Origin of the sequence: Lentibacillus sediminis, from assembly GCF_002763455.1 — a bacterium.
Taxonomy (GTDB): domain Bacteria; phylum Bacillota; class Bacilli; order Bacillales; family Amphibacillaceae; genus Lentibacillus_D; species Lentibacillus_D sediminis_A.
Map to the genome: position 1 here is coordinate 230,334 of NZ_NIXK01000006.1, position 18,360 is coordinate 248,693.

Genomic DNA, 18,360 nt, shown 5'->3' on the forward strand with positions numbered 1-18,360 from the left:
TTTCCCCCTAGAAACTGATCGATACTTGCATGACTTCCTCCATCGTTGTCTGACCGGCTTTTATTTTTTCCAGTCCGTCCTGGATTAAAAAGGCCATCCCCTGCTCCCTGGCATAGCTTTTAATATCGGCCATCGACTGGTGGTTTAGCAACATCTGTTTAATTGCGTCATCCACCACAAGCACTTCCTGCACCGCAATCCTGCCGCGGTACCCCTGTTGGTGGCAGGCACTGCAACCTTTGCCGTAATACATCCGCTCAACCGGGACGCCATTTTTGCGGAAAATTTCCCTTTCCATTTCCGTCGGCTCGCGCTCGCTCTTGCAGTCTCGGCAAATTTTCCGCACAAGCCGCTGGGCAACAATTCCCGATAACGATGAAACGGCAAGATACGGCTCGATTCCCATATCAAACAAGCGTGGAATCGCATCAATCGCACTGTTGGTATGCAGTGTGCTAAACACAAGGTGGCCGGTCAGCGAGGCACGGATGGCGATCTCGGCCGTCTCCTGATCACGGATTTCCCCAACCATAATGATATTCGGATCCTGGCGCAAGATTGAGCGCAAACCTGTCGCGAAATCCAGATCGATCGCGTTGTTCACTTGCATTTGATTAATTCCGTTGAGCTGGTATTCCACCGGATCCTCCACCGTAACGATATTCACATCATCCGAATTCAACTGCTGGAGCGATGTATAGAGTGTCGATGTTTTTCCGGAACCGGTCGGGCCTGTCAGCAGAATCAGGCCGGACGCCTGACTGATCAGCTGCTCATATTTCCGCAAATTTTCTTGGGAAAAATTCATCTCAGTCAACTGCAAAAGTGCATTACTTAAGTCAAGTATCCGCACAACGATTTTTTCACCATGGACCGTCGGCAGACAGGATATCCGCAGATCAACCGGCGTGGAGCCAACAGCTGTTTTGATTCTTCCGTCCTGTGGCAGGCGTTTTTGCGTGATGTTTAGGTCTGCCAAAATTTTAATCCGGGCGATCAGAGAATGCTGCAGCTGCTTGGGGACTACTTTCCCTGTCTGCAGCCGGCCATCGATCCGGTAGCGCACATGCACATTGTTCTCCTGCGGGTCAATATGGATGTCGCTGGCCTTGAGCTGCACCCCTGTCTGCAGCAGTTCATCCAGAAGACGGACAGCCGGCGCACCGGTGTCATTTGTTACATCTTCTATCGGCATATCCGCTTCACCTTTAAAGTAATGCTGGTTAATTGCGTACAAAATATCGTCCTTGGCAGCAATCACCGGCGAAATATTAAACCCTGTCGCCATTTCAAGATCATCGATGATGTAATAGTCCATCGGATCTTTCATCGCTATATGTAAGGAGTTGTCATGAATTTTCAGAGGTATGATCAAATTTTGCTGAGCCATTTCCTTTGGGACAAATTCCAGTGCACGCTTGTCGATGGCATAGCGATACAGCGAAACGTGAGGGATACCCAGCTGAAATTCCAGCACTTCAATCAGCTGCCGTTCCGTGATAAACCCATGCTCAAGGAGGGCGTCCCCAAGCTTTTGATCGTTCTTTTTGCTTTTCAGTGCTTCCTGAATCTGTTCATCTGTCACCAAACCCGCATCCTGAAGCAGGTCTCCCAGACGTTTGCGTGTGATCATTGTCCTTCACCGCCTTCTGTCAAAATAATTTCACTCTCTTCGGTTACATCCCGTTCAAGCGCGCTACCTGTGCTTTCGAAGGTGATTGTCATTGGGCCCCCACTAGTCAGGTTCAGTTGAATATTGGAAATGGCAAATGACCTTTCCTCACCAAGGTCTACCTCATGTGGCTCTAGTTTTTTTTCCAGATATTCTGCTAAGTCATCGCCTGTTCCATTGTAGGAAGCAGCAGCACCTTCAGCCTTACTGCGGAAAAAATCAATCCCCATATCGGCAATTAACTCCGCATCCAACTGCTCCTCCATTATCGCGACCTGTCTTGTCGTATTGGTGACCTGGAAAAACAGCGTCAAAACAAACAGCATCAATAGTGTCATGAGCATCAGCGTCAGCACAAGCGCGCTACCAGTTTGGTTATTCTGCCGTTTCATTGGCATCACCTTTAATATATGTATAGGATTCACTGACAGGGTCGCCATCTTCGGATAAAATTTGGATGTGTGCCCGTACCAGTTGGAGTGTTTTCTCCTCATCTGTCTGGCACAGTGAGACTGCAGGATGATAAGCTTCGCCATTTATTTCATAGGAAGTAAGCGTGTCTCCGTTGACTGAAAGAGGCTCTCCTTCACAATCCGGAAACTCGTCCAAATTTCCCAGGATTTCCTCATTGTTTTTCACATCTTCAACAGCTTGTCCCAACAGATTACTTGCCGAAAGTTCCGTGTCCGCGTTTTGTGTCCAACTGATTATTTGCGGAAAAATTGGTGAAAAAACAGCGATAACCATCCCCAAAATCGCGATAGATGCTATAATTTCTATAAGGGTAAATCCGCTGCTGTCTTTTAATCTATTAATTTTAGCATTCAAGAGCATTCACACCTTGTTTTCCGCGAGCTTTAGCGATATTCTAAAAAGGAACGAACTAAGACTTTTGACGCAGTTATTGTCAGAAATTCAATTTTTCAGTGACTTTTATCCTATTATAGCATTTTTTGGATGTGAAAAGTATGCGATTTGCAAAATTCAACAATGAAAAAGGTGTAACCCTTGTCGAATTACTGGCAGCACTGGGGCTCTTCGCGGTTGTGATTGCCTTAGCTTCCTCGGTAATTATCCAGCTGGTGCAGACGGAAGATTGGACAAGCGGGCGTGTGGAGTTGACCCAGGATACGAATGTGCTGGTGAGTGAGTTGCGAAATACCTATCAAAGGATGAGTGAAACAGCGGAAACGGAGACAGTTAATCTTCCCTATCAGGAATCCGATCGTTTGGAATTGGTAGGGGTAGTGATTGACGGAGGCGAAACTCTTGTAAGCGGAAACGGGCTTATTGAAGGTGTACCTGTTATGGAAAATTTACCGATTCAGTTGACAACAGAGCATAGTTCAGGGGAAACATTGACTATTGAAAGTGTTTGGACGAATAAGCAATCGTATGAAGTAAGTGTCATCATTGACAGCGGTGGATCTGGAGAAGATATTGTAAATCCTAACCCTGAAGATTATGAACCAGCCGGGGATGAATGTGATTATTATTCTAATATTTTTTTTGAGAGAAGCAAGGAATTCGGAGATTGGGAAAAGTGTCAGGAAATAATGGTGCATGGTCATTCTGCTTGGTTCTGGAACAATCTTACGCTCAATAATGTTATTTTTCACGCAGAGAAAGATTTATTTATTGATGGGAGTACGATCTTGTATAATGAATCGAATTTAATTGCAGGCAATAATGTTAGATTAAGTGGCCATGCAAACATTCACAGTAACAGCAGGGTCACAGTCGGTAGCCACCTGGTTGCCGAAGACGTGTTGAGGTTGGATAGCAACGCAGTTTTTTCTGTTGGTGCAAGTGCACAATTTTATGCTCAGTTGGAGGCATACAGTAACAGTAGGATTACAGTAGATGGCTACTTTTTTGCCGAAGATCAACTGACATTACATGGGAACGCAACTCTTACTATAGGTGAAAATGCCAGTTTTAATGGAGATGTAGAAATTCAAAGCAATGCCAGTATCACTATAACAGGAGACGCCATTTTCAACAGACCAGTAAGTTTACAAAATAATGCTGGCCTGATAATACAGGGAGATGCACATTTTGCCGATGATATTGGATTTGACTGGAGCAACGCTGAAATATGTGTTGAAGGAGAAGTAACCTATGGAGATGGTGTCATACCCGACATAGACATCATAGAAAACGCAGCCAGCTGCGACTAAACCAAAACCCGCGGATCCTCTCCGCGGGCTGTCATTTACAGTTCCATCTCTTCCCCAATTTTCATCGCTCTTCCCTGCCCAGTCCGGACGCTCTCCGCAAATGCTTCGCCGTCCTGTTCAATGAGCGGGAAGGTGTCGTAATGCACCGGCACGACATATTTTGCGTCAATCCAGTCGGATGCAACCAGCGCATCTTCTGGTCCCATTGTGAAGTTATCGCCAATTGGCACAAACGCCACATCAATTTCATTCATTTCCCCAATTAATCGTAAATCAGAAAACAAGCCGGTGTCCCCAACATGATAAATCGTCCGTTCATTTACTGTCAGCAGGATTCCAGCAGGCATACCTGTATAAACAGTGCTGCCATCTTCCTCCGTATAAGCGGAGCCATGGAACGCCTGGGTAAATTTAACCTGGCCGAAGTCGAAATCATGCTTGCCGCCAATATGCATCGGATGGGTGTTCAGCCCTTTTGTTGCCAAATAATTAGCCAGTTCATTCGGTGCCACGACCAGTGCATCGTTACGTTTTGCTATTTCCACCGTGTCCCCCACGTGGTCGTTATGGCCGTGTGTCAAGAGAATCACATCTGCCTCCACCGATCCGGCATCCAGATCACATGCATCATTCTCGGAAATATAGGGATCAATTAGAATATTATGCTCATCTGTTGCTACTTTCACTACTGCGTGTCCATGATAGGATACTTTCACATTAACCTCTCCTTATAATAGGTAATTTCTAAAACGCATCATATGGACTATACCCGGTGCCACTTGAAATTATTCATCTTTTTCCCGCTCATATCCAGAAATATTTTCCGTTTTTTCTGTTATAATGGAAACAGTTTATTACATAAGGTGGGATTTTGAAATGACAAACAGACTGGACGCATTATTGGAAGAAATGAAAAAAGATGGTCTGGATGGGATGCTGATCACATCCCCTGCAAATGTATATTATACAAGCAATCATTACAGCGATCCGCATGAGCGGGTGCTCGCCGTCTACATCAACACCGAACACGATCCATATTTAATCATACCGGCCATGGAAGCAGAAGACGCCAAGCAAGCCGGATGGCGCTATGAGATGATCCCCTACCAGGATCATGAGAACCCTTGGGAACTGTTTGCCGGAATGCTGAAGAAGAACGACAGCATCCCCAAAGCGCTGGGTGTGGAGCATAATCATCTTACACTTGACCGATTCCAGCAGGTGAAAAACATTTTGCCTGACACACAAATCCGGGATGCGCAGGAAATACTGGCAAATCTCCGTGTAATCAAAAACAAAAAAGAGTATGCCCTGCTGAAACAGGCAGCAACACTCGCCGATTTCGGGATCGAGACAGGAATCAAGGCAATCAGAGAAGGCGTCAGTGAACTTGAGGTTGTCGCTGCTATCGAGTTTGAACTGAAAAAGCAAGGCGTGCAGCAGATGTCCTTTTCAACGATGGCCATCTCCGGTACGAAAACTGCCTCGCCACACGGCACCCCAACTGGGAAAAAGATAGAATCAGGGGATCTGGTACTATTCGATCTTGGGGTAATTTTCGAAGGCTATTGCTCGGATATTACTCGTACGGTTGCTTTTCAGTCAATCACCGATCAACAGCGGAACATCTATGAAACTGTGCTGACTGCAGAGCAAAAAGCAATTCAAGCAGCTCAGACCGGAACTGCAGTCGGTCAGGTCGATCAGGCAGCGCGCCAGCATATTGAACAAGCGGGATACGGAAAGTATTTTACCCACCGTGTCGGCCACGGATTGGGCATTGAAACACATGAGTACCCTTCCATGCACGGAAAAAACGACCTTCCATTAAAAGAAGGCATGTGCTTTACGATTGAGCCGGGGATTTATGTGCCGAATACTGGCGGCGTGCGCATTGAAGACATGATTTTCATGACCGACAAAGGACCGGAAACCCTGACAGAATCACCGAAGGAATTGCGTGTTGTTGAATAGAAATGTATCCGTGTAAAACAGTTCAGTTTTAGAGTACAAATTATTATTTGTGCTCTTTGATTGGATTGGCGGGTTAAATTGGAATTAATGTTGCATAGATTAAATAGAGGGCGGGTATTTATACCGAAAAAATGTAACTGCTTTCACGGTTCGCTCAAAGGGGGAGGTTTTTTGAAGAAATATTTGCTTCTTGTTGTGTTGTTTGTGTTAGCAGGCTGCGGGCAAGCATACATTAACACGGCGGAAATTAGTGGAGAAATTGATGAATACTTAGGTGTGACTCCTTATTTACCTGAATTGGATTACCCTATCGGCCATGCCCACATTGAATATAATACCACGTTTGAGGACGGGGAACCCGCTAGAGGGGAACCGTGGAAGGCTACCATTGAATATAAAGTTTCCCAAGATGAACAAGTAGATGATCAATTCAGAGAAGCATGGGAAGATGAAGTCCCGGATCGTGAAATTATCTATGGCGAATTATATATGGACCAATCGGCTGTTTTATTGAGTGTTTATAAGGACGAGGCCGGTACTTTACAGAACGCTGAGGTTATTGAAATCGTTGGGCATGAAGTTCAATACCAGCATATACAAAGAGGGACTGAGGCAGTCATCATGCTCATAAATTTCGAGGATATTGGATATGAAATTCAATATCTTGTTGAAGAGGAAGATATCGAAGAAGAAGCCAAAGCGTTTGCGGAAGAGATAATAAATAACCATTGAGTTATCAAAATCTGGTTTGACAAAAAAAGTGAGGAACTTTATGGATAAAGTATTAGATAAGATAGTTAATTCAATAAAAAGTACAGACAAAAAAGTAATTATTGGTATTTCGGGACATGGCGCTTCTGGAAAGACAACATTTGCAAACAACCTTTTAGAACTCTTAGGGAATAGGGATACAAATTATCTTAATACTGACCCTTACATCATTGGATCGAACTTAAGGAAGCACGCAATAATAGATTATGAATATAAAAGTGAAAATCATCAATATAAAATGACAGCTTGCCACCCTGCTGCGCATAATGTCTCCGCTTTAGAAAGAGATATAAATATGCTAAGGGATGGTATAGATTTTTATACGATAGGTACTCATTATAGAGAAAGCATTTTACTCTCCTCCGCAAACAAAGTGAATATTGTAGAAGGTATGAGTGTCGCATTTATAAATCCGGATTTATTTGATCTAAAGGTATACTTTTATACCGATGGTGAAACCGAATTGATGAGGAGGAGTAGCCGAGATATTTCTGAAAGAGGAACAGATTTAAATTACTTAAGAAAATCTCATGAAGAGCGAAGAATTCAATATGATTTATTCATGCATCCTTATCACCGGAATTTTGATGTTGTGATCAAAAATTCTAATGAAGGATATACCCTGGAAAAAAGCGATTCTCTAATGGAATAAGAACGCGAAAGCAAGACAATAACAACCAAATTGGAGGGGAAAATGGAAAACAATCACCCGAAACATATCATTGCTGTATCTGCTTATGTCACGAATGAGAATGGCGAAGCACTAATGGTTAAGACTCATCAACGTTCAGATACGTGGGAATCACCAGGAGGACAGGTGGAGGAAGGTGAACCTTTAGATAAAGCTGTATGCAGAGAGGTTTTTGAGGAAACAGGTATTGTTATTAAGCCAGTTGGAATTACGGGAGTTTACTATAACACCTCAATCAACCTCTTATCAGTTGTTTTTAAAGCCGAATATAAAGGCGGTGAGTTAAAAATACAGCCAGAAGAAATTAAAGAAGCCAAATTTGTCTCTTTAAATGAAGATAATATTGGAGCATACATAACTCGCCCACATATGCAATCACGTACGATTGATGCAATGAATGCGAAAAACTGCATTCCTTATGAAAGCTGGGAAGTTAGGCCGTATCAGCTTTTGGGGAGATTGGACAATCAGTAAAAAGCTTTGGTAAAACCAACTCAAGTTCTTTAGAAATAAAGTTGTTTACTTTGAAATAAAGTTCTATACTGAAAACGATTGCCACTGTGCCGCAAACGGGCCATATTGTTGAATAACTGCTACTTTAAAAACAAAAACAGGAGATGACTAGAGTGGATGATATATTAAGCGACAAACAATTTAAAGTAGGAAAAAGTTTACAGAAGATCAGATAGGTTTTAGGGACATGATTGGAGGGGTCTTTATGGATTATAATTTCAGTGAAATGTCGCAAGAGCAGGCAGAAAATATTGCTTCAAATTGGCACTATGAAGGTAAATATTCTTTTTATGATGTTGAGGCCGATGAAGAAGATTTAGTTGAATTTTTGGATCCAAAAAAACGGGAGGACTCTCATTACATTGTTAAAGAAGGCGAAGAAGAAATTGGGTTCTTTAGTTTTAATGATAAGGGGGACGCAATTGATATTGGGTTGGGAATGAAACCTGAATTGACTGGAAGGGGTCTTGGATTGGGCTTTTTTAAAGCTGGACTCAGATTTGTGCTATCCAACTATAACCCTAAGGAAATAACGCTATCAGTTGCCACTTTTAACGATAGGGCTATACAGGTCTATAAAAAAGCAGGATTTGAATCTGTTGAGACTTTTATGCAAGATACAAACGGCAGTAGTTTTGAGTTTTTGAAAATGAAGTATGAATGCGCAAAGTAAACAGCTATAGTATGTTATAGATTCTTCCCTTAAAAGGCGCGATGATTGAATAAAAGTAAAGAACGATTTTCATTATCTGCCTGAACATGAAAAGTAAACATTTTTTTTGAAACAGCCGCATTTTTCAACGGAGAAATTTGGCTTCTAATCTTAAAAATTAAATAGCTTTATTTTCACTTAGCAACTCAAATTTACAAAAAACGGAGATTAAGTTAAATGTATTGGAAATTAAGGATTCCCCTGCTACTGGGGGTTATAGGAGTTATATCAGGCCTCGTACAAAAGTACTCAAATCTTTTTCTTATGAATACACCTTATTTCATTAGAAGTGCTATCTTTATCGGCTTAATTGGTATCATATTTACTATTTTAGAGAAAACAAATGTGAATGAAAAAAAGGTTCACTTTACGATTGGTGCCGGGCTAATTCTATTTGGCATTATTTTTGATTATCTAATGGCATAGTGTTCTTGAAATAAGGAACGGAGCATCAAATCACTTTGATGCTCCGTTCTATTTAAATCACCGCTCCAGCAATCTAAAAGCCTCATCAAACTCCAGCCCATGTGCCTCCGCAACTGCCTCATAAGTAACAAAGCCGTCCAGTGTGTTCACACCTTTCCGCAATGCCTGATTATCAAGACACGCCTTCTTATACCCTTTATTCGCAAGCTGCAATGCGTATGGCACTGTCACATTGGTCAGTCCTATTGTAGAGGTCCGCGGAACAGCCCCAGGCATATTGGCAACAGAGTAGTGCAGAACGCCGTGTTTGGTATATGTCGGGTTGTCATGGGTGGTGATCCGGTCGCTTGTTTCCAGGATTCCACCTTGATCAATCGCCACATCCACAATGACCGATCCTTCCTGCATGTTCTTTACCATTTCCTCAGTAACCAGTTTCGGCGCTTTTGCTCCCGGGATCAGCACAGCGCCAATCACCAGATCCGATTCGGTGATTTCCATCTCAATATTCATTGGATTGGAGATCATCGTATTAATCGAGGAGCCAAAGATGTCATCCAGCTGACGTAGACGTTCCGGGTTCAAATCAAGAATGGTAACATTTGCCCCTAGGCCGACAGCGATTTTGGCTGCATTGGTTCCAACCGTTCCGCCCCCAATTATCGTCACTTTACCACGTTTCACACCAGGAATTCCGGCAAGCAGGACACCTGCACCGCCTTTTGGTTTTTCCAGGAATTGCGCACCGATTTGGGCAGCCATTCTTCCAGCAACTTCACTCATTGGTGTCAACAGCGGCAGGGAGCGATTTTCCAGCTGAACGGTTTCATAAGCAATGCCGACCACTTTTTTATCAATTAAAGCTTTGGTAACTTCCGGCTCGGCTGCGAGGTGTAAATAAGTAAATAAAATAAGTCCTTCATAAAAATAATCGAATTCCTCTTGTTCAGGCTCTTTTACCTTCATAACCATTTCCTGTTTCCAGGCTTCGGCAGCTGTAGAGACAATCACCGCACCGGCCTGTTCATATTGTTCATCCGTAAACCCTGATCCAAGTCCGGCTTCTGTCTCAATAAACACTTCATGCCCGGCATCTTTTAATGTGGAAACCCCTGATGGCGCCATTGCGACTCTGTTTTCGTTGTTTTTTAGTTCTCTTGGTACACCTATTTTCATTTGTCTGCCTCCTGCCCATTAACTTTTTCTGTAAGCATTTTCATTGTACCAAAAACCTGCTGGAAAAACATCCCTGCTCTAAGCATAGCAAAAAGTCCCTGTATATGTAAGCTGGTAATTGACCCATTTTGTGAAGAATGGGTCAATTACCTTCCAGATTATTTTTTCTGGTTATTATAATGATGAATTCCTTTGTTGTTGTCAAGCTGATCAATGACTCCGCTCTGGTAGCTTTCATTCAGCTGATTTTGAACGGCAGCAACGCCGGTTTCATCTTGAAAGAACTTCTCTGGAGTGTGTCTGCCTTTCTTTTTGGCCATTTAATCACCTCCACGCATAGTATGTCCGATTTCTGTCGAAACATGATTTCCCATAATTGCTGATTATATTGCCTTCAAAAAGGGTATATAATGAATAAAAGGGGGAGATAAACCATGGAATATCATAATATTGTTGTCGCTGTGGATGGTTCGGAGGCTGCCGAAAAAGCGTTTCAGAAATCACTCGATATCGCCAAACGCAACCATGCACGAATGATTCTTGCCCATGTGGTGGATGCGCGCACTTTTGCGACAGCCGAAGCCTATGACCGCACGCTTGCCGAGCGATCGGACACATATGCGAAAAAACTGCTGAACGATTACACCGACCGGGCGAAAGCAGCCGGATTAACTGACCTGCTGCAAAGCGTCGAGTACGGCTCCCCGAAAGTAAAAATTGCCAAAGACATCGCCCAGGATTTCAAAGCAGATCTGATCATCTGCGGCGCCACCGGAATGAGTGCCGTTGAGCGGTTTCTGATTGGAAGTGTATCGGAAAGCATCACCCGCTATGCAGAATGTGATGTGCTGGTTGTACGTTAATTTAAGCAATGAAAAAACTTGGCTCAGTAAGACAGGCCAAGTTTTTTGTATGTTTTTTCACTGAAATACTGTTATTTGATTGATGACGTTTCAAACCACACAGCAGCGGAGGAAATACACGTAGACTCCTGGTCGGCTAAGGTCGGTCACGTCCTGTGACCAACGCCGACACTTGAACGTCCTGTTCGGCGCGGGAAAAAAAGCCTGGGTGAGACCCCGCCGCGCGACAGCGCAAGGGGGCTCGCCAGCTTCCCGCGGAAAGCGAAGTGTATTTCCACAGCGGGGTTATTAAACACTTGCCGAGGCTACTTTTTACTATATTTATTTTTTCCGCCTAATCCCAATAACACGACCGGCTTCTTTCGGTTTTTCATCCACAGTGTGATGTTTGGCAAGCCCTTCTACCTCTTCAAAAACTTCTTCCGGGAAGGCTGCTGCTTTTCCGGACGCCTGATCAACACCCATTAGCATCTGTTCACTTGTCGCCGCCCGTTTGCCATTTTCGCCGAACAGCTCATAAAACACATGTACACGTTTGGCATCATAATCAATGAGCTGCATACGGATATCGAATTTTTCACCCAGTTTCATTTCATCGAGATAGCAAATGTGACTTTCCATTGTATAGATTGTGTACTTGTTCCGTTCACGAAAATCATCAGTAATACCGATCTGTTTCATGAGACGATCAACGCCCCAGCTGAATGCACGTACATATTCAGCATCGTTCATGTGACCATTATAGTCGATCCATTCTTCAGGCACCTCATGCTGAAGAATAAATTTTGATTCACCCACTTCAAATCCTCCCTTGCCCTGAAAATTTTATATTAAAATGCGTGGTTACCGGACTTTTTGAACATCCTCTTAAAGTCTGCCTGACAGATTCGCGCCAGGCCAATACTTTTCCACCAGCTGCTGGAGTTCGATTAAAAACTGGTCGCGGCGGTCTTCCAGTTTTTCCATTGGCACATCACCGGTCTGTTTTTCTGTACCGCTCACGACTTTTTCCGCGAGTTCATCCGTTAATTCTGGAGCTTCCAATTTCGTCCACGGCAATTTCAATGCAGGGCCAAATTGTTCAAGGAGATGACGCATGCCTTGTTTGCCGCCGCCCATGTGCAAAGTCATGAACGGTCCCATCAGTGCCCAGCGAAGTCCCGGACCGTATATGATCGAGGCATCGACTTCTTCCGTAGTTGCTACACCATCATTGACAATGTGCAATGATTCCCGCCAGATTGCTTCCATCAGGCGGTCGGCGATATGGCCTTCGATCTCCTGACGAACAACAAGCGGCTTCATTCCCAGACCATCATAAAAATTCTTTGCCTTTTCAATATAAGAAGACGCCGTTTTTTTACCGCCAACGAGTTCTACAAGCGGTACAAGATATACCGGGTTGAACGGGTGAGCTACTATCACGCGCTCCGGATGATGCTGGCAGTCTGCCTGCAGGGTACTCGGCAGTATACCTGATGTGCTTGAAGCAATAATCGTCTCATTTGGAGCGTATTGATCAATTTCAGCAATAACGCTTCGTTTTAATCCTTCCCGCTCCGGAACGTTTTCCTGAACAAAATCTGCTTGCTCAAGAGCTTTTTGCAAATCTTGTTCAAAGAAGAGATTATCTTGTGAGGCACCCTCAGCCACCCCCATTTCTTCCATCTTCGGCCATGCCCGCTGAACAGCTTCACGGGCGCGAGGTTCTGCTTCCGGGTCCGGGTCTGAAGCAACAACGCGGTATCCGTTGGCTAAAAATCGGGTAATCCACCCGTTCCCGATGACACCTGTCCCGACAACGGTAATCTGTTTGATCGATTCATCTGGTGTTGTCATGCTAGCCTTCCTTTCCATTTGGGTTAAGCAGGTTTAATTCCTGGCGTGCCTCCGCCGGTGTCATGATATCTGACCCAAGGCTGTGCACGATACCTGCTGCTTTATCAACGAGCTGTTCATTTGTCGCCGGCTGCCCTTTTTTCAAATAAAGGTTATCTTCCAAGCCTACACGGATGTTGCCGCCTTGAAGAAGAGATTCAGCCACGATCGGCATCTGCATTCGGCCGATTCCGAAAGCTGCCCATCTGCCGTTTTCCGGAATGCGGCTTTTCATATAGGACAACGTTTCAGCATCTGCTGCCGCTCCCCAAGGGATACCAAGGCAGAACTGGAACAGCGGGTCACCATCAATCAGACCTTCTTCAACCAATTGATTGGCAAAACGAATATGCCCTGTGTCGAAACATTCCAGCTCAGGCTTCACACCGCTTTCCTGCACAAGTTTGGCTTGCCTGCGCAGCCAATCAGTTGGACTGACATAAAGCATATTGCCAAAGTTAGTGCTTCCGCAATCAAGTGTACACATTTCCGGCAACAGCTTCCCGACCGGCTCATGACGTTGTTCAGGTGTTTGCATGTCGGTTCCTTCACCGCCCCGTGTCGGGTCATCATCACTTGGCACCCAGTCACCGCCGCCGCCTGACGTGATATTGATAATCACATCTGTTTCAGACTCGCGGATACGCTCCACAACCTCCTGAAACAAATTGACGTCATGACTCAGCCTGCCTGTTTCCGGATCACGCACATGAATGTGGGCGATTGTCGCACCAGCTTTGGCCGCTTTGATCGCTGAATCTGCAATCTCTTTAGGGGTTACCGGGACGTTCGGATTTTTGCCTGTTGTGTCACCTGCTCCTGTTAGGGCACATGACATAATCACTTTTTTATTCATGCTATCTCCTCCTCATTCGATTTTCATCAGCTATTTTAATGACGTTTTTCATACCGAAACCGGCTGAATAGATGTTATTTCTTAGGCACATGCTTGAAAATTTCGCCGCTCTCAAAAAAATCGTTTACCCGGCGGATCCAGTCATAGTATTCGCTCCACTCGTGGAGTTCAGCCAGCAGTTCATTAATAGTCTGTTCATTTTCTTTCGTCAAATCCTGCTGCTGCAGTTCATCGATTTGTTTCTTTACCCGCTCTTCAAAATTTCGGCTGCGATTGATCGCCCGCTTCCATGTGGATGTAAACAGCGAGATAAATGTCTGGTAATAATCTCCTTCAACCTGGTACAAGTCTTTCCTGATACCTTTTTTAAAGACACGTTCAGCAATATTCATATCAATCATTTCACGGACAATCTGGCTCATTCGTGTTTTGCTCATTCCTGTTTCAGCTGCCAGTTCATCCAGTGTCATGGGCTCCCTGTTCATGTAAATGATCCCAAGTACACGCCCTACGCTTGTTGGCGCACCAAAGGCATTCATATTATCTGTGATTTTTTCAACAAATTGCGTTTCGACATCTTCAATTTTTTCATTTCGATTTGCCATGTCTATCACCCTTTTTTGGCATGTTAAGATCAACTTACCACAATGTCATCAATCTAACCATGATCAGCTTCAAAAAATGAGTGATCAGGATGCCTTGCCTGGCTGCAGTCTGCGTTCAATCCAGCCCATGACCAGATCGGCAATAATCGCCATTAAAGCTGTCGGGATGGCACCTGCCAAAATAATAGCTGTCCCATCGGTTGCATTGGTTCCGGTCACGATAATAGCACCAAGCCCGCCAGCACCAATAAAAGCGCCGATGGCTACAATGCCAATGCCGATAACAAGTGCTGTCCGGAGCCCTGCCATAATCACACTGACAGAAAGCGGCAGCTCGACCATACGCAGCAGCTGAAATTTAGTCATTCCGGAAGCATGTCCCGCCTCAATGACCGTCTTATCCACATTTTTCATGCCTACATACGTGTTTTGTGTAATCGGCAAAATCGAATAGAGCATAAGTGTCACAATAACCGTGTTCGCTCCAAGACCCATGACAATCATGATGACAGCCATGGCACCTAATGCCGGAATGGTTTGAATGATACTTCCCGCAGCAAGAACCCAGCTGCTAAGTTTACCGTATTTGGCGATCAGGATTCCGAGTGGGATCGATATAATTGCCGCAAATAAGACACCATAGGCTGCCATCAGAAAATGTCTGAAAAATTCTGTCCAGATATAGCCGCTATTCACACTGACATAATTAACAAATTCCTGTATGGTTTCCATATCAATTCCCTCCCTCGGTTTTCTCAAAGTAATTATTCGCCTTCAGGAATTGTTCGGCAACTTTTCGCGGGTTGATTAATTCAACGTCTGCCATGTAATTCAACTCCTGCATTTGCTCTGTGGAAATCTGGTTATGGAGACGTTTCGTGATCTCTTTAATTTCCGGATATTTTTTCAAAACTTCATTGTTAATGACCGGTGATGCGTCATATGGCGGGAAGAATTGCTTATCATCTTCCAGCACTTTCAAATCAAATTCTTTAATCCGTCCGTCTGTCGAATAAGCCAGGACAACATCCATATTACCGGTTGCTGCCGCCTGGTAGACGAGACCAAGGTTCATCGGAAAAACTTCGCCAAAATCGAAATACGTCTCCTGGAATGCCTCATAACCGTCGCCTTCCCGATTGATCCAGGCATTATTAACGCCGAAGTGAAGTTCATCAGCGAAAGGCTCCAGATCTGATATTGTTTCAATATTATTCTCTTCAGCAAATTCCTGCGTTACAGCAAGAGAATAACTGTTCTCAAATCCGTACGTTTCCGCCCATGTTTGATTAAACCGCTCCTGAAATTCGTGTTTCACCGTTTCCAGTGCTTCATCCGGATCCTTAATCGGCTCCATATTAAGGGCACCGGCAATATCTGTTCCGGTATAACGGGTGCTTGATATGCCAATATCCCCCCGCAGCATTCCTTGATGCTGGACAATTGATGAGCCAAGTTTTGTCACAAGTTCGGTTTCTGCATCTGTTTCCCGTTCAATCAAGATGGACAGCATCTGTGCGATGATTTCCGATTCTGATTGTGTGAGCGAGCCGATTTTAATCGTATCGTTTGATGTGCCCGCAAGTCCCGGCAATGAACAACCGGTAAGCATCACAAAAAGGAGCAATACCATACTATATTTATATACCGTTTTTTTCACCATTTTCACCTCCAACACACTATGTCGCCTCATAGGAATCTTTCAATCCATCGGGTGTGAGTTTATTTTCCAGTACTGCAAGCAAACGGTCCGCAATAACAGCCATAATCGTTGCCGGAATCGTTCCAGCCAGGATTAAGGACGGCTGATACAAATTCAATCCATCAAAAATAAAATCACCAAGACCGCCACCGCCGATGAACGCCGCAAGCGCTGCCCATCCGATCAGGTACACGGTTGACAGACGGATACCGGCCATAATCACCGGGAGGGACAGTGGCAGTTCCATTTTAATAATTGATTGCCAATTGCTCATGCCCATCCCTTTGCCTGCTTCAACGACACCTTTGTCCACATCGCGGACCCCAATGTACGTGTTACGTAAAATCGGAAGTAAGGAATAGAAAAACAAAGCCGTAATCGCTGGGAGTTTTCCGACACCCATGATCGGGATGAAAAAAGCCAGGATCGCCAGGCTTGGTATAGTTTGTAAAACACCGATAAATGGGATGAATCGACCAGCGAATTTCGGAACCCTTGACAGCAGGACACCAAGTGGTACTGCAACAGTCACGCCCATCAGAATAGCTGTTAGTGAAATATAAAAGTGCTCCCATGTCTTAAACAAGAGGTCGCTCCCATGTTCTGCAAAAAATTCCATCAATGTCATCCACCTCCTACTCTACTGCGACGGATTCTGTTTCATCCAGTTCCATACCGTCGCCCCAAATCGTGTCATAAACCAAATTGGCAAGCGTCGCCCGTGTCACAATGCCTGTCAGTTTTTGCCGCTCATCCACAACAGGCACATAAGTTGCCCCGCGGCGAAGGATTTTATGGACCGTGTCACGCAATAAGCTGTTCTGGAAAACGGAAAAAATCTCGCTTTCCAACACGTCTTCAACGTCATTGGCTTTTTTATAGTTCAGATTGATGGTCTCAATATCAATAAACCCTTTTAAAACATTATCCGAATCAACAACAAGCAGCGAATCAACACGCTTGTCCCGCATTGTGGAAATGGCGGATTTTAATGTTGTACCGGTTTTTACTGTGACCGGTGAACTGTTCATAATCTGCCCAACGGTTGTCACATCCGGACGTCCTTGAATGAGACGGTCTTTTCCAAGGAACTCTTCCACAAATTCGTTCGCAGGATTTCGGAGGATTTCCTCGGGAGTATCCGCCTGAACAACTTCCCCATCACGCATGATCACCACGCGATCCGCAAGTTTTAGTGCCTCATCCATGTCGTGTGTCACAAAGACAATCGTTTTACCAAGCTCTTTTTGCAGTTTTTTAAATTCCTCCTGCAGGGAATCTCTCGTAATTGGGTCAAGTGCACCAAATGGCTCGTCCATCAAAATCAATGGCGGATTTGCGGCAAGTGCTCGCAGTACACCGATACGCTGCTGTTGTCCCCCGCTTAGTTCATGCGGATATTTATCAAGATAGTCTTCAGGCAGGTTAACCAGTTTCAGCAGTTCACGCGCCCGTTCATTCTTCTTTTCCTTTGACCAGTTCAGCAATGTGCCGACAAGCACGATATTTTCTTTAATCGTCATATGCGGCATTAAGCCAATTTGCTGGATAACATAGCCAATCGACCGGCGCAGTTCAACCGGATCCTGTTCCTGAATTTTTTTTCCATTAATGAGAATCGATCCTTCCGTAACGCTAATCAGCCGGTTGACCATTTTCATTGTTGTCGTCTTACCACACCCGCTTGGTCCGATAAAACAAACAAACTCACCTTTTTCTATTTTTAGATTAAGATTTCTGACGGCAGGTTTTCCGCCACCATATCGCTTTGTAACATTATTAAATTCTAACAATGCATAACACCTCCATAATTACTTCACGTGCTAAAAACACCTTTTCAAGTATAGGGGAATGACTGATTGAAGCAAACAAGCATTTAAGTCCATACACTTTTAAAAATGTGTGCAATTTAAATTGTATAAAGTTCATAAAGAATTTATCGTAAAATATCTCCCGATTGCGTTAAATTTCAACCCTGTCTGACTCTTGAATTCTGAAATACTGCATGGGCAGATGCCAAAAAGACCGGGCAAAAGTACGGCCCGGTCCTGTTCTTTCTATCTTCTTCAGAGAAAATCCGATGATCTGCATTCCTGTCCATGTATACATTTAGAATATTCCGGATATACCTCGAAGAATTCTATAATTTCTTGAAACACGAAAAAACTTGGCCCAGTCAGACAGGCCAAGTTTTTATATAATTATTGTAAGTTGTCATTTGATATTAAACACACAAATCAGCGGAGGAAATACCCTGAGACTCCTGCGGGAAGAAAAGCCTCGGTGAGACTACGCAGTGCGTCAGCACAAGGAGGCTCACCAGCTTCCCGCGGAAAGCGAA

General features: G+C 44.2%; 22 protein-coding genes. 8 read left to right on the forward strand and 14 right to left on the reverse strand.

Annotated features, from left to right (window positions below; all coding sequences use genetic code 11):
• Positions 1 to 7: 7 nt before the first annotated feature.
• Genes CEG13_RS11915 through CEG13_RS11925 form a run of 3 tightly spaced genes read right to left on the reverse strand, consistent with a single transcriptional unit; the run spans position 8 to position 2,500 of the window.
• Positions 8 to 1,633, reverse strand: coding sequence for a GspE/PulE family protein (locus CEG13_RS11915; protein ID WP_100012104.1), 1,626 nt, complete (start codon positions 1,631 to 1,633; stop codon positions 8 to 10).
• Positions 1,630 to 2,064, reverse strand: coding sequence for a hypothetical protein (locus CEG13_RS11920; RefSeq protein WP_100012105.1), 435 nt, complete (start codon positions 2,062 to 2,064; stop codon positions 1,630 to 1,632). Before CEG13_RS11920 ends, CEG13_RS11915 begins: the two co-directional genes overlap by 4 nt.
• Entirely contained in the window at positions 2,048 to 2,500 is a 453-nt protein-coding gene (locus tag CEG13_RS11925) for a type II secretion system protein (protein WP_158234677.1), read from the reverse strand. The genes CEG13_RS11920 and CEG13_RS11925 overlap by 17 nt, the downstream gene beginning before the upstream one ends.
• A 140-nt stretch (positions 2,501 to 2,640) precedes the next feature.
• On the opposite strand from CEG13_RS11925, the gene CEG13_RS11930 reads away from it, so the two are divergent.
• Positions 2,641 to 3,852, forward strand: coding sequence for a PulJ/GspJ family protein (locus CEG13_RS11930; protein WP_100012107.1), 1,212 nt, complete (start codon positions 2,641 to 2,643; stop codon positions 3,850 to 3,852).
• A gap of 35 nt (positions 3,853 to 3,887) precedes the next feature.
• Here CEG13_RS11930 and CEG13_RS11935 read toward each other — a convergent pair whose 3' ends face one another.
• Positions 3,888 to 4,568 carry a metal-dependent hydrolase gene (locus tag CEG13_RS11935; protein ID WP_100012108.1) on the reverse strand — a complete coding sequence of 227 codons (681 nt, stop codon included), beginning with the start codon at positions 4,566 to 4,568 and terminating at the stop codon, positions 3,888 to 3,890.
• Positions 4,569 to 4,728: 160 nt separating this feature from the next.
• On the opposite strand from CEG13_RS11935, the gene CEG13_RS11940 reads away from it, so the two are divergent.
• From CEG13_RS11940 to CEG13_RS11965, 6 genes are all read left to right on the forward strand, one after another.
• Positions 4,729 to 5,826: a M24 family metallopeptidase gene (locus tag CEG13_RS11940; RefSeq protein ID WP_100012109.1), complete on the forward strand. Its 1,098-nt coding sequence runs from the start codon at positions 4,729 to 4,731 to the stop codon at positions 5,824 to 5,826.
• A gap of 171 nt (positions 5,827 to 5,997) precedes the next feature.
• Complete coding sequence (locus tag CEG13_RS11945; protein WP_100012110.1) at positions 5,998 to 6,558, forward strand: hypothetical protein; 561 nt, start codon at positions 5,998 to 6,000, stop codon at positions 6,556 to 6,558.
• Between the two features lie 40 nt (positions 6,559 to 6,598).
• Entirely contained in the window at positions 6,599 to 7,249 is a 651-nt protein-coding gene (locus CEG13_RS11950; protein WP_100012111.1) for a uridine kinase family protein, read from the forward strand.
• A 42-nt stretch (positions 7,250 to 7,291) separates the two neighbouring features.
• Entirely contained in the window at positions 7,292 to 7,762 is a 471-nt protein-coding gene (locus tag CEG13_RS11955; RefSeq protein ID WP_100012112.1) for an NUDIX hydrolase, read from the forward strand.
• A gap of 244 nt (positions 7,763 to 8,006) precedes the next feature.
• Complete coding sequence (locus tag CEG13_RS11960) at positions 8,007 to 8,474, forward strand: GNAT family N-acetyltransferase (protein WP_100012113.1); 468 nt, start codon at positions 8,007 to 8,009, stop codon at positions 8,472 to 8,474.
• 216 nt (positions 8,475 to 8,690) lie between these two features.
• Entirely contained in the window at positions 8,691 to 8,939 is a 249-nt protein-coding gene (locus CEG13_RS11965; RefSeq protein WP_100012114.1) for a hypothetical protein, read from the forward strand.
• Positions 8,940 to 8,996: 57 nt separating this feature from the next.
• On the opposite strand, the gene ald is transcribed toward CEG13_RS11965, so the two are convergent.
• A complete protein-coding gene (ald, locus tag CEG13_RS11970) occupies positions 8,997 to 10,115 on the reverse strand; it encodes an alanine dehydrogenase (RefSeq protein ID WP_100012115.1) in 1,119 nt (372 codons plus the stop codon).
• 158 nt (positions 10,116 to 10,273) lie between these two features.
• Positions 10,274 to 10,435 (reverse strand): hypothetical protein, encoded by a 162-nt coding sequence (locus CEG13_RS18920; RefSeq protein ID WP_192869545.1) that lies wholly within the window; start codon positions 10,433 to 10,435, stop codon positions 10,274 to 10,276.
• A 114-nt stretch (positions 10,436 to 10,549) separates the two neighbouring features.
• Here CEG13_RS18920 and CEG13_RS11975 point away from each other — a divergent pair, with 114 nt between their 5' ends.
• Positions 10,550 to 10,978, forward strand: a complete 429-nt coding sequence (locus CEG13_RS11975) for a universal stress protein (RefSeq protein WP_100012116.1) — start codon at positions 10,550 to 10,552, stop codon at positions 10,976 to 10,978.
• Between the two features lie 321 nt (positions 10,979 to 11,299).
• Here the strand turns inward: CEG13_RS11975 and CEG13_RS11980 are convergent, their stop codons facing one another.
• From CEG13_RS11980 to CEG13_RS12015, 8 genes are all read right to left on the reverse strand, one after another.
• Positions 11,300 to 11,776: a thioesterase family protein gene (locus tag CEG13_RS11980; protein ID WP_100012117.1), complete on the reverse strand. Its 477-nt coding sequence runs from the start codon at positions 11,774 to 11,776 to the stop codon at positions 11,300 to 11,302.
• 69 nt (positions 11,777 to 11,845) lie between these two features.
• Positions 11,846 to 12,817 carry a 3-hydroxyacyl-CoA dehydrogenase NAD-binding domain-containing protein gene (locus CEG13_RS11985; protein ID WP_100012118.1) on the reverse strand — a complete coding sequence of 324 codons (972 nt, stop codon included), beginning with the start codon at positions 12,815 to 12,817 and terminating at the stop codon, positions 11,846 to 11,848.
• 1 nt (position 12,818) lies between these two features.
• Positions 12,819 to 13,712, reverse strand: coding sequence for a beta-keto acid cleavage family enzyme (locus CEG13_RS11990; protein WP_100012119.1), 894 nt, complete (start codon positions 13,710 to 13,712; stop codon positions 12,819 to 12,821).
• Between the two features lie 74 nt (positions 13,713 to 13,786).
• A complete protein-coding gene (locus CEG13_RS11995; RefSeq protein ID WP_100012120.1) occupies positions 13,787 to 14,317 on the reverse strand; it encodes a GbsR/MarR family transcriptional regulator in 531 nt (176 codons plus the stop codon).
• A gap of 84 nt (positions 14,318 to 14,401) precedes the next feature.
• The gene (locus tag CEG13_RS12000; protein ID WP_100012121.1) at positions 14,402 to 15,049 is read right to left on the reverse strand and encodes an ABC transporter permease; all 648 of its coding nucleotides are present in this window, start codon (positions 15,047 to 15,049) and stop codon (positions 14,402 to 14,404) included.
• A 1-nt stretch (position 15,050) separates the two neighbouring features.
• The gene (locus CEG13_RS12005; RefSeq protein ID WP_100012122.1) at positions 15,051 to 15,980 is read right to left on the reverse strand and encodes an osmoprotectant ABC transporter substrate-binding protein; all 930 of its coding nucleotides are present in this window, start codon (positions 15,978 to 15,980) and stop codon (positions 15,051 to 15,053) included.
• A gap of 16 nt (positions 15,981 to 15,996) precedes the next feature.
• Positions 15,997 to 16,638, reverse strand: coding sequence for an ABC transporter permease (locus CEG13_RS12010; protein WP_239984636.1), 642 nt, complete (start codon positions 16,636 to 16,638; stop codon positions 15,997 to 15,999).
• A 16-nt stretch (positions 16,639 to 16,654) separates the two neighbouring features.
• Positions 16,655 to 17,812 (reverse strand): betaine/proline/choline family ABC transporter ATP-binding protein, encoded by a 1,158-nt coding sequence (locus CEG13_RS12015; RefSeq protein WP_100012124.1) that lies wholly within the window; start codon positions 17,810 to 17,812, stop codon positions 16,655 to 16,657.
• Positions 17,813 to 18,360: the final 548 nt, after the last annotated feature.

Coding starts and splice junctions, on each gene's coding strand:
- CEG13_RS11915 (WP_100012104.1), bottom strand. CDS start 1,633: ATGATCACACGCAAACGTCTGGGAGACCTGCTTCAGGATGCGGGTTTG.
- CEG13_RS11920 (WP_100012105.1), bottom strand. CDS start 2,064: ATGAAACGGCAGAATAACCAAACTGGTAGCGCGCTTGTGCTGACGCTG.
- CEG13_RS11930 (WP_100012107.1), top strand. CDS start 2,641: ATGCGATTTGCAAAATTCAACAATGAAAAAGGTGTAACCCTTGTCGAA.
- CEG13_RS11940 (WP_100012109.1), top strand. CDS start 4,729: ATGACAAACAGACTGGACGCATTATTGGAAGAAATGAAAAAAGATGGT.
- CEG13_RS11950 (WP_100012111.1), top strand. CDS start 6,599: ATGGATAAAGTATTAGATAAGATAGTTAATTCAATAAAAAGTACAGAC.
- CEG13_RS11955 (WP_100012112.1), top strand. CDS start 7,292: ATGGAAAACAATCACCCGAAACATATCATTGCTGTATCTGCTTATGTC.
- CEG13_RS11960 (WP_100012113.1), top strand. CDS start 8,007: ATGGATTATAATTTCAGTGAAATGTCGCAAGAGCAGGCAGAAAATATT.
- CEG13_RS11965 (WP_100012114.1), top strand. CDS start 8,691: ATGTATTGGAAATTAAGGATTCCCCTGCTACTGGGGGTTATAGGAGTT.
- ald (WP_100012115.1), bottom strand. CDS start 10,115: ATGAAAATAGGTGTACCAAGAGAACTAAAAAACAACGAAAACAGAGTC.
- CEG13_RS18920 (WP_192869545.1), bottom strand. CDS start 10,435: ATGGCCAAAAAGAAAGGCAGACACACTCCAGAGAAGTTCTTTCAAGAT.
- CEG13_RS11975 (WP_100012116.1), top strand. CDS start 10,550: ATGGAATATCATAATATTGTTGTCGCTGTGGATGGTTCGGAGGCTGCC.
- CEG13_RS11985 (WP_100012118.1), bottom strand. CDS start 12,817: ATGACAACACCAGATGAATCGATCAAACAGATTACCGTTGTCGGGACA.
- CEG13_RS11990 (WP_100012119.1), bottom strand. CDS start 13,712: ATGAATAAAAAAGTGATTATGTCATGTGCCCTAACAGGAGCAGGTGAC.
- CEG13_RS11995 (WP_100012120.1), bottom strand. CDS start 14,317: ATGGCAAATCGAAATGAAAAAATTGAAGATGTCGAAACGCAATTTGTT.
- CEG13_RS12000 (WP_100012121.1), bottom strand. CDS start 15,049: ATGGAAACCATACAGGAATTTGTTAATTATGTCAGTGTGAATAGCGGC.
- CEG13_RS12005 (WP_100012122.1), bottom strand. CDS start 15,980: ATGGTGAAAAAAACGGTATATAAATATAGTATGGTATTGCTCCTTTTT.
- CEG13_RS12010 (WP_239984636.1), bottom strand. CDS start 16,638: ATGGAATTTTTTGCAGAACATGGGAGCGACCTCTTGTTTAAGACATGG.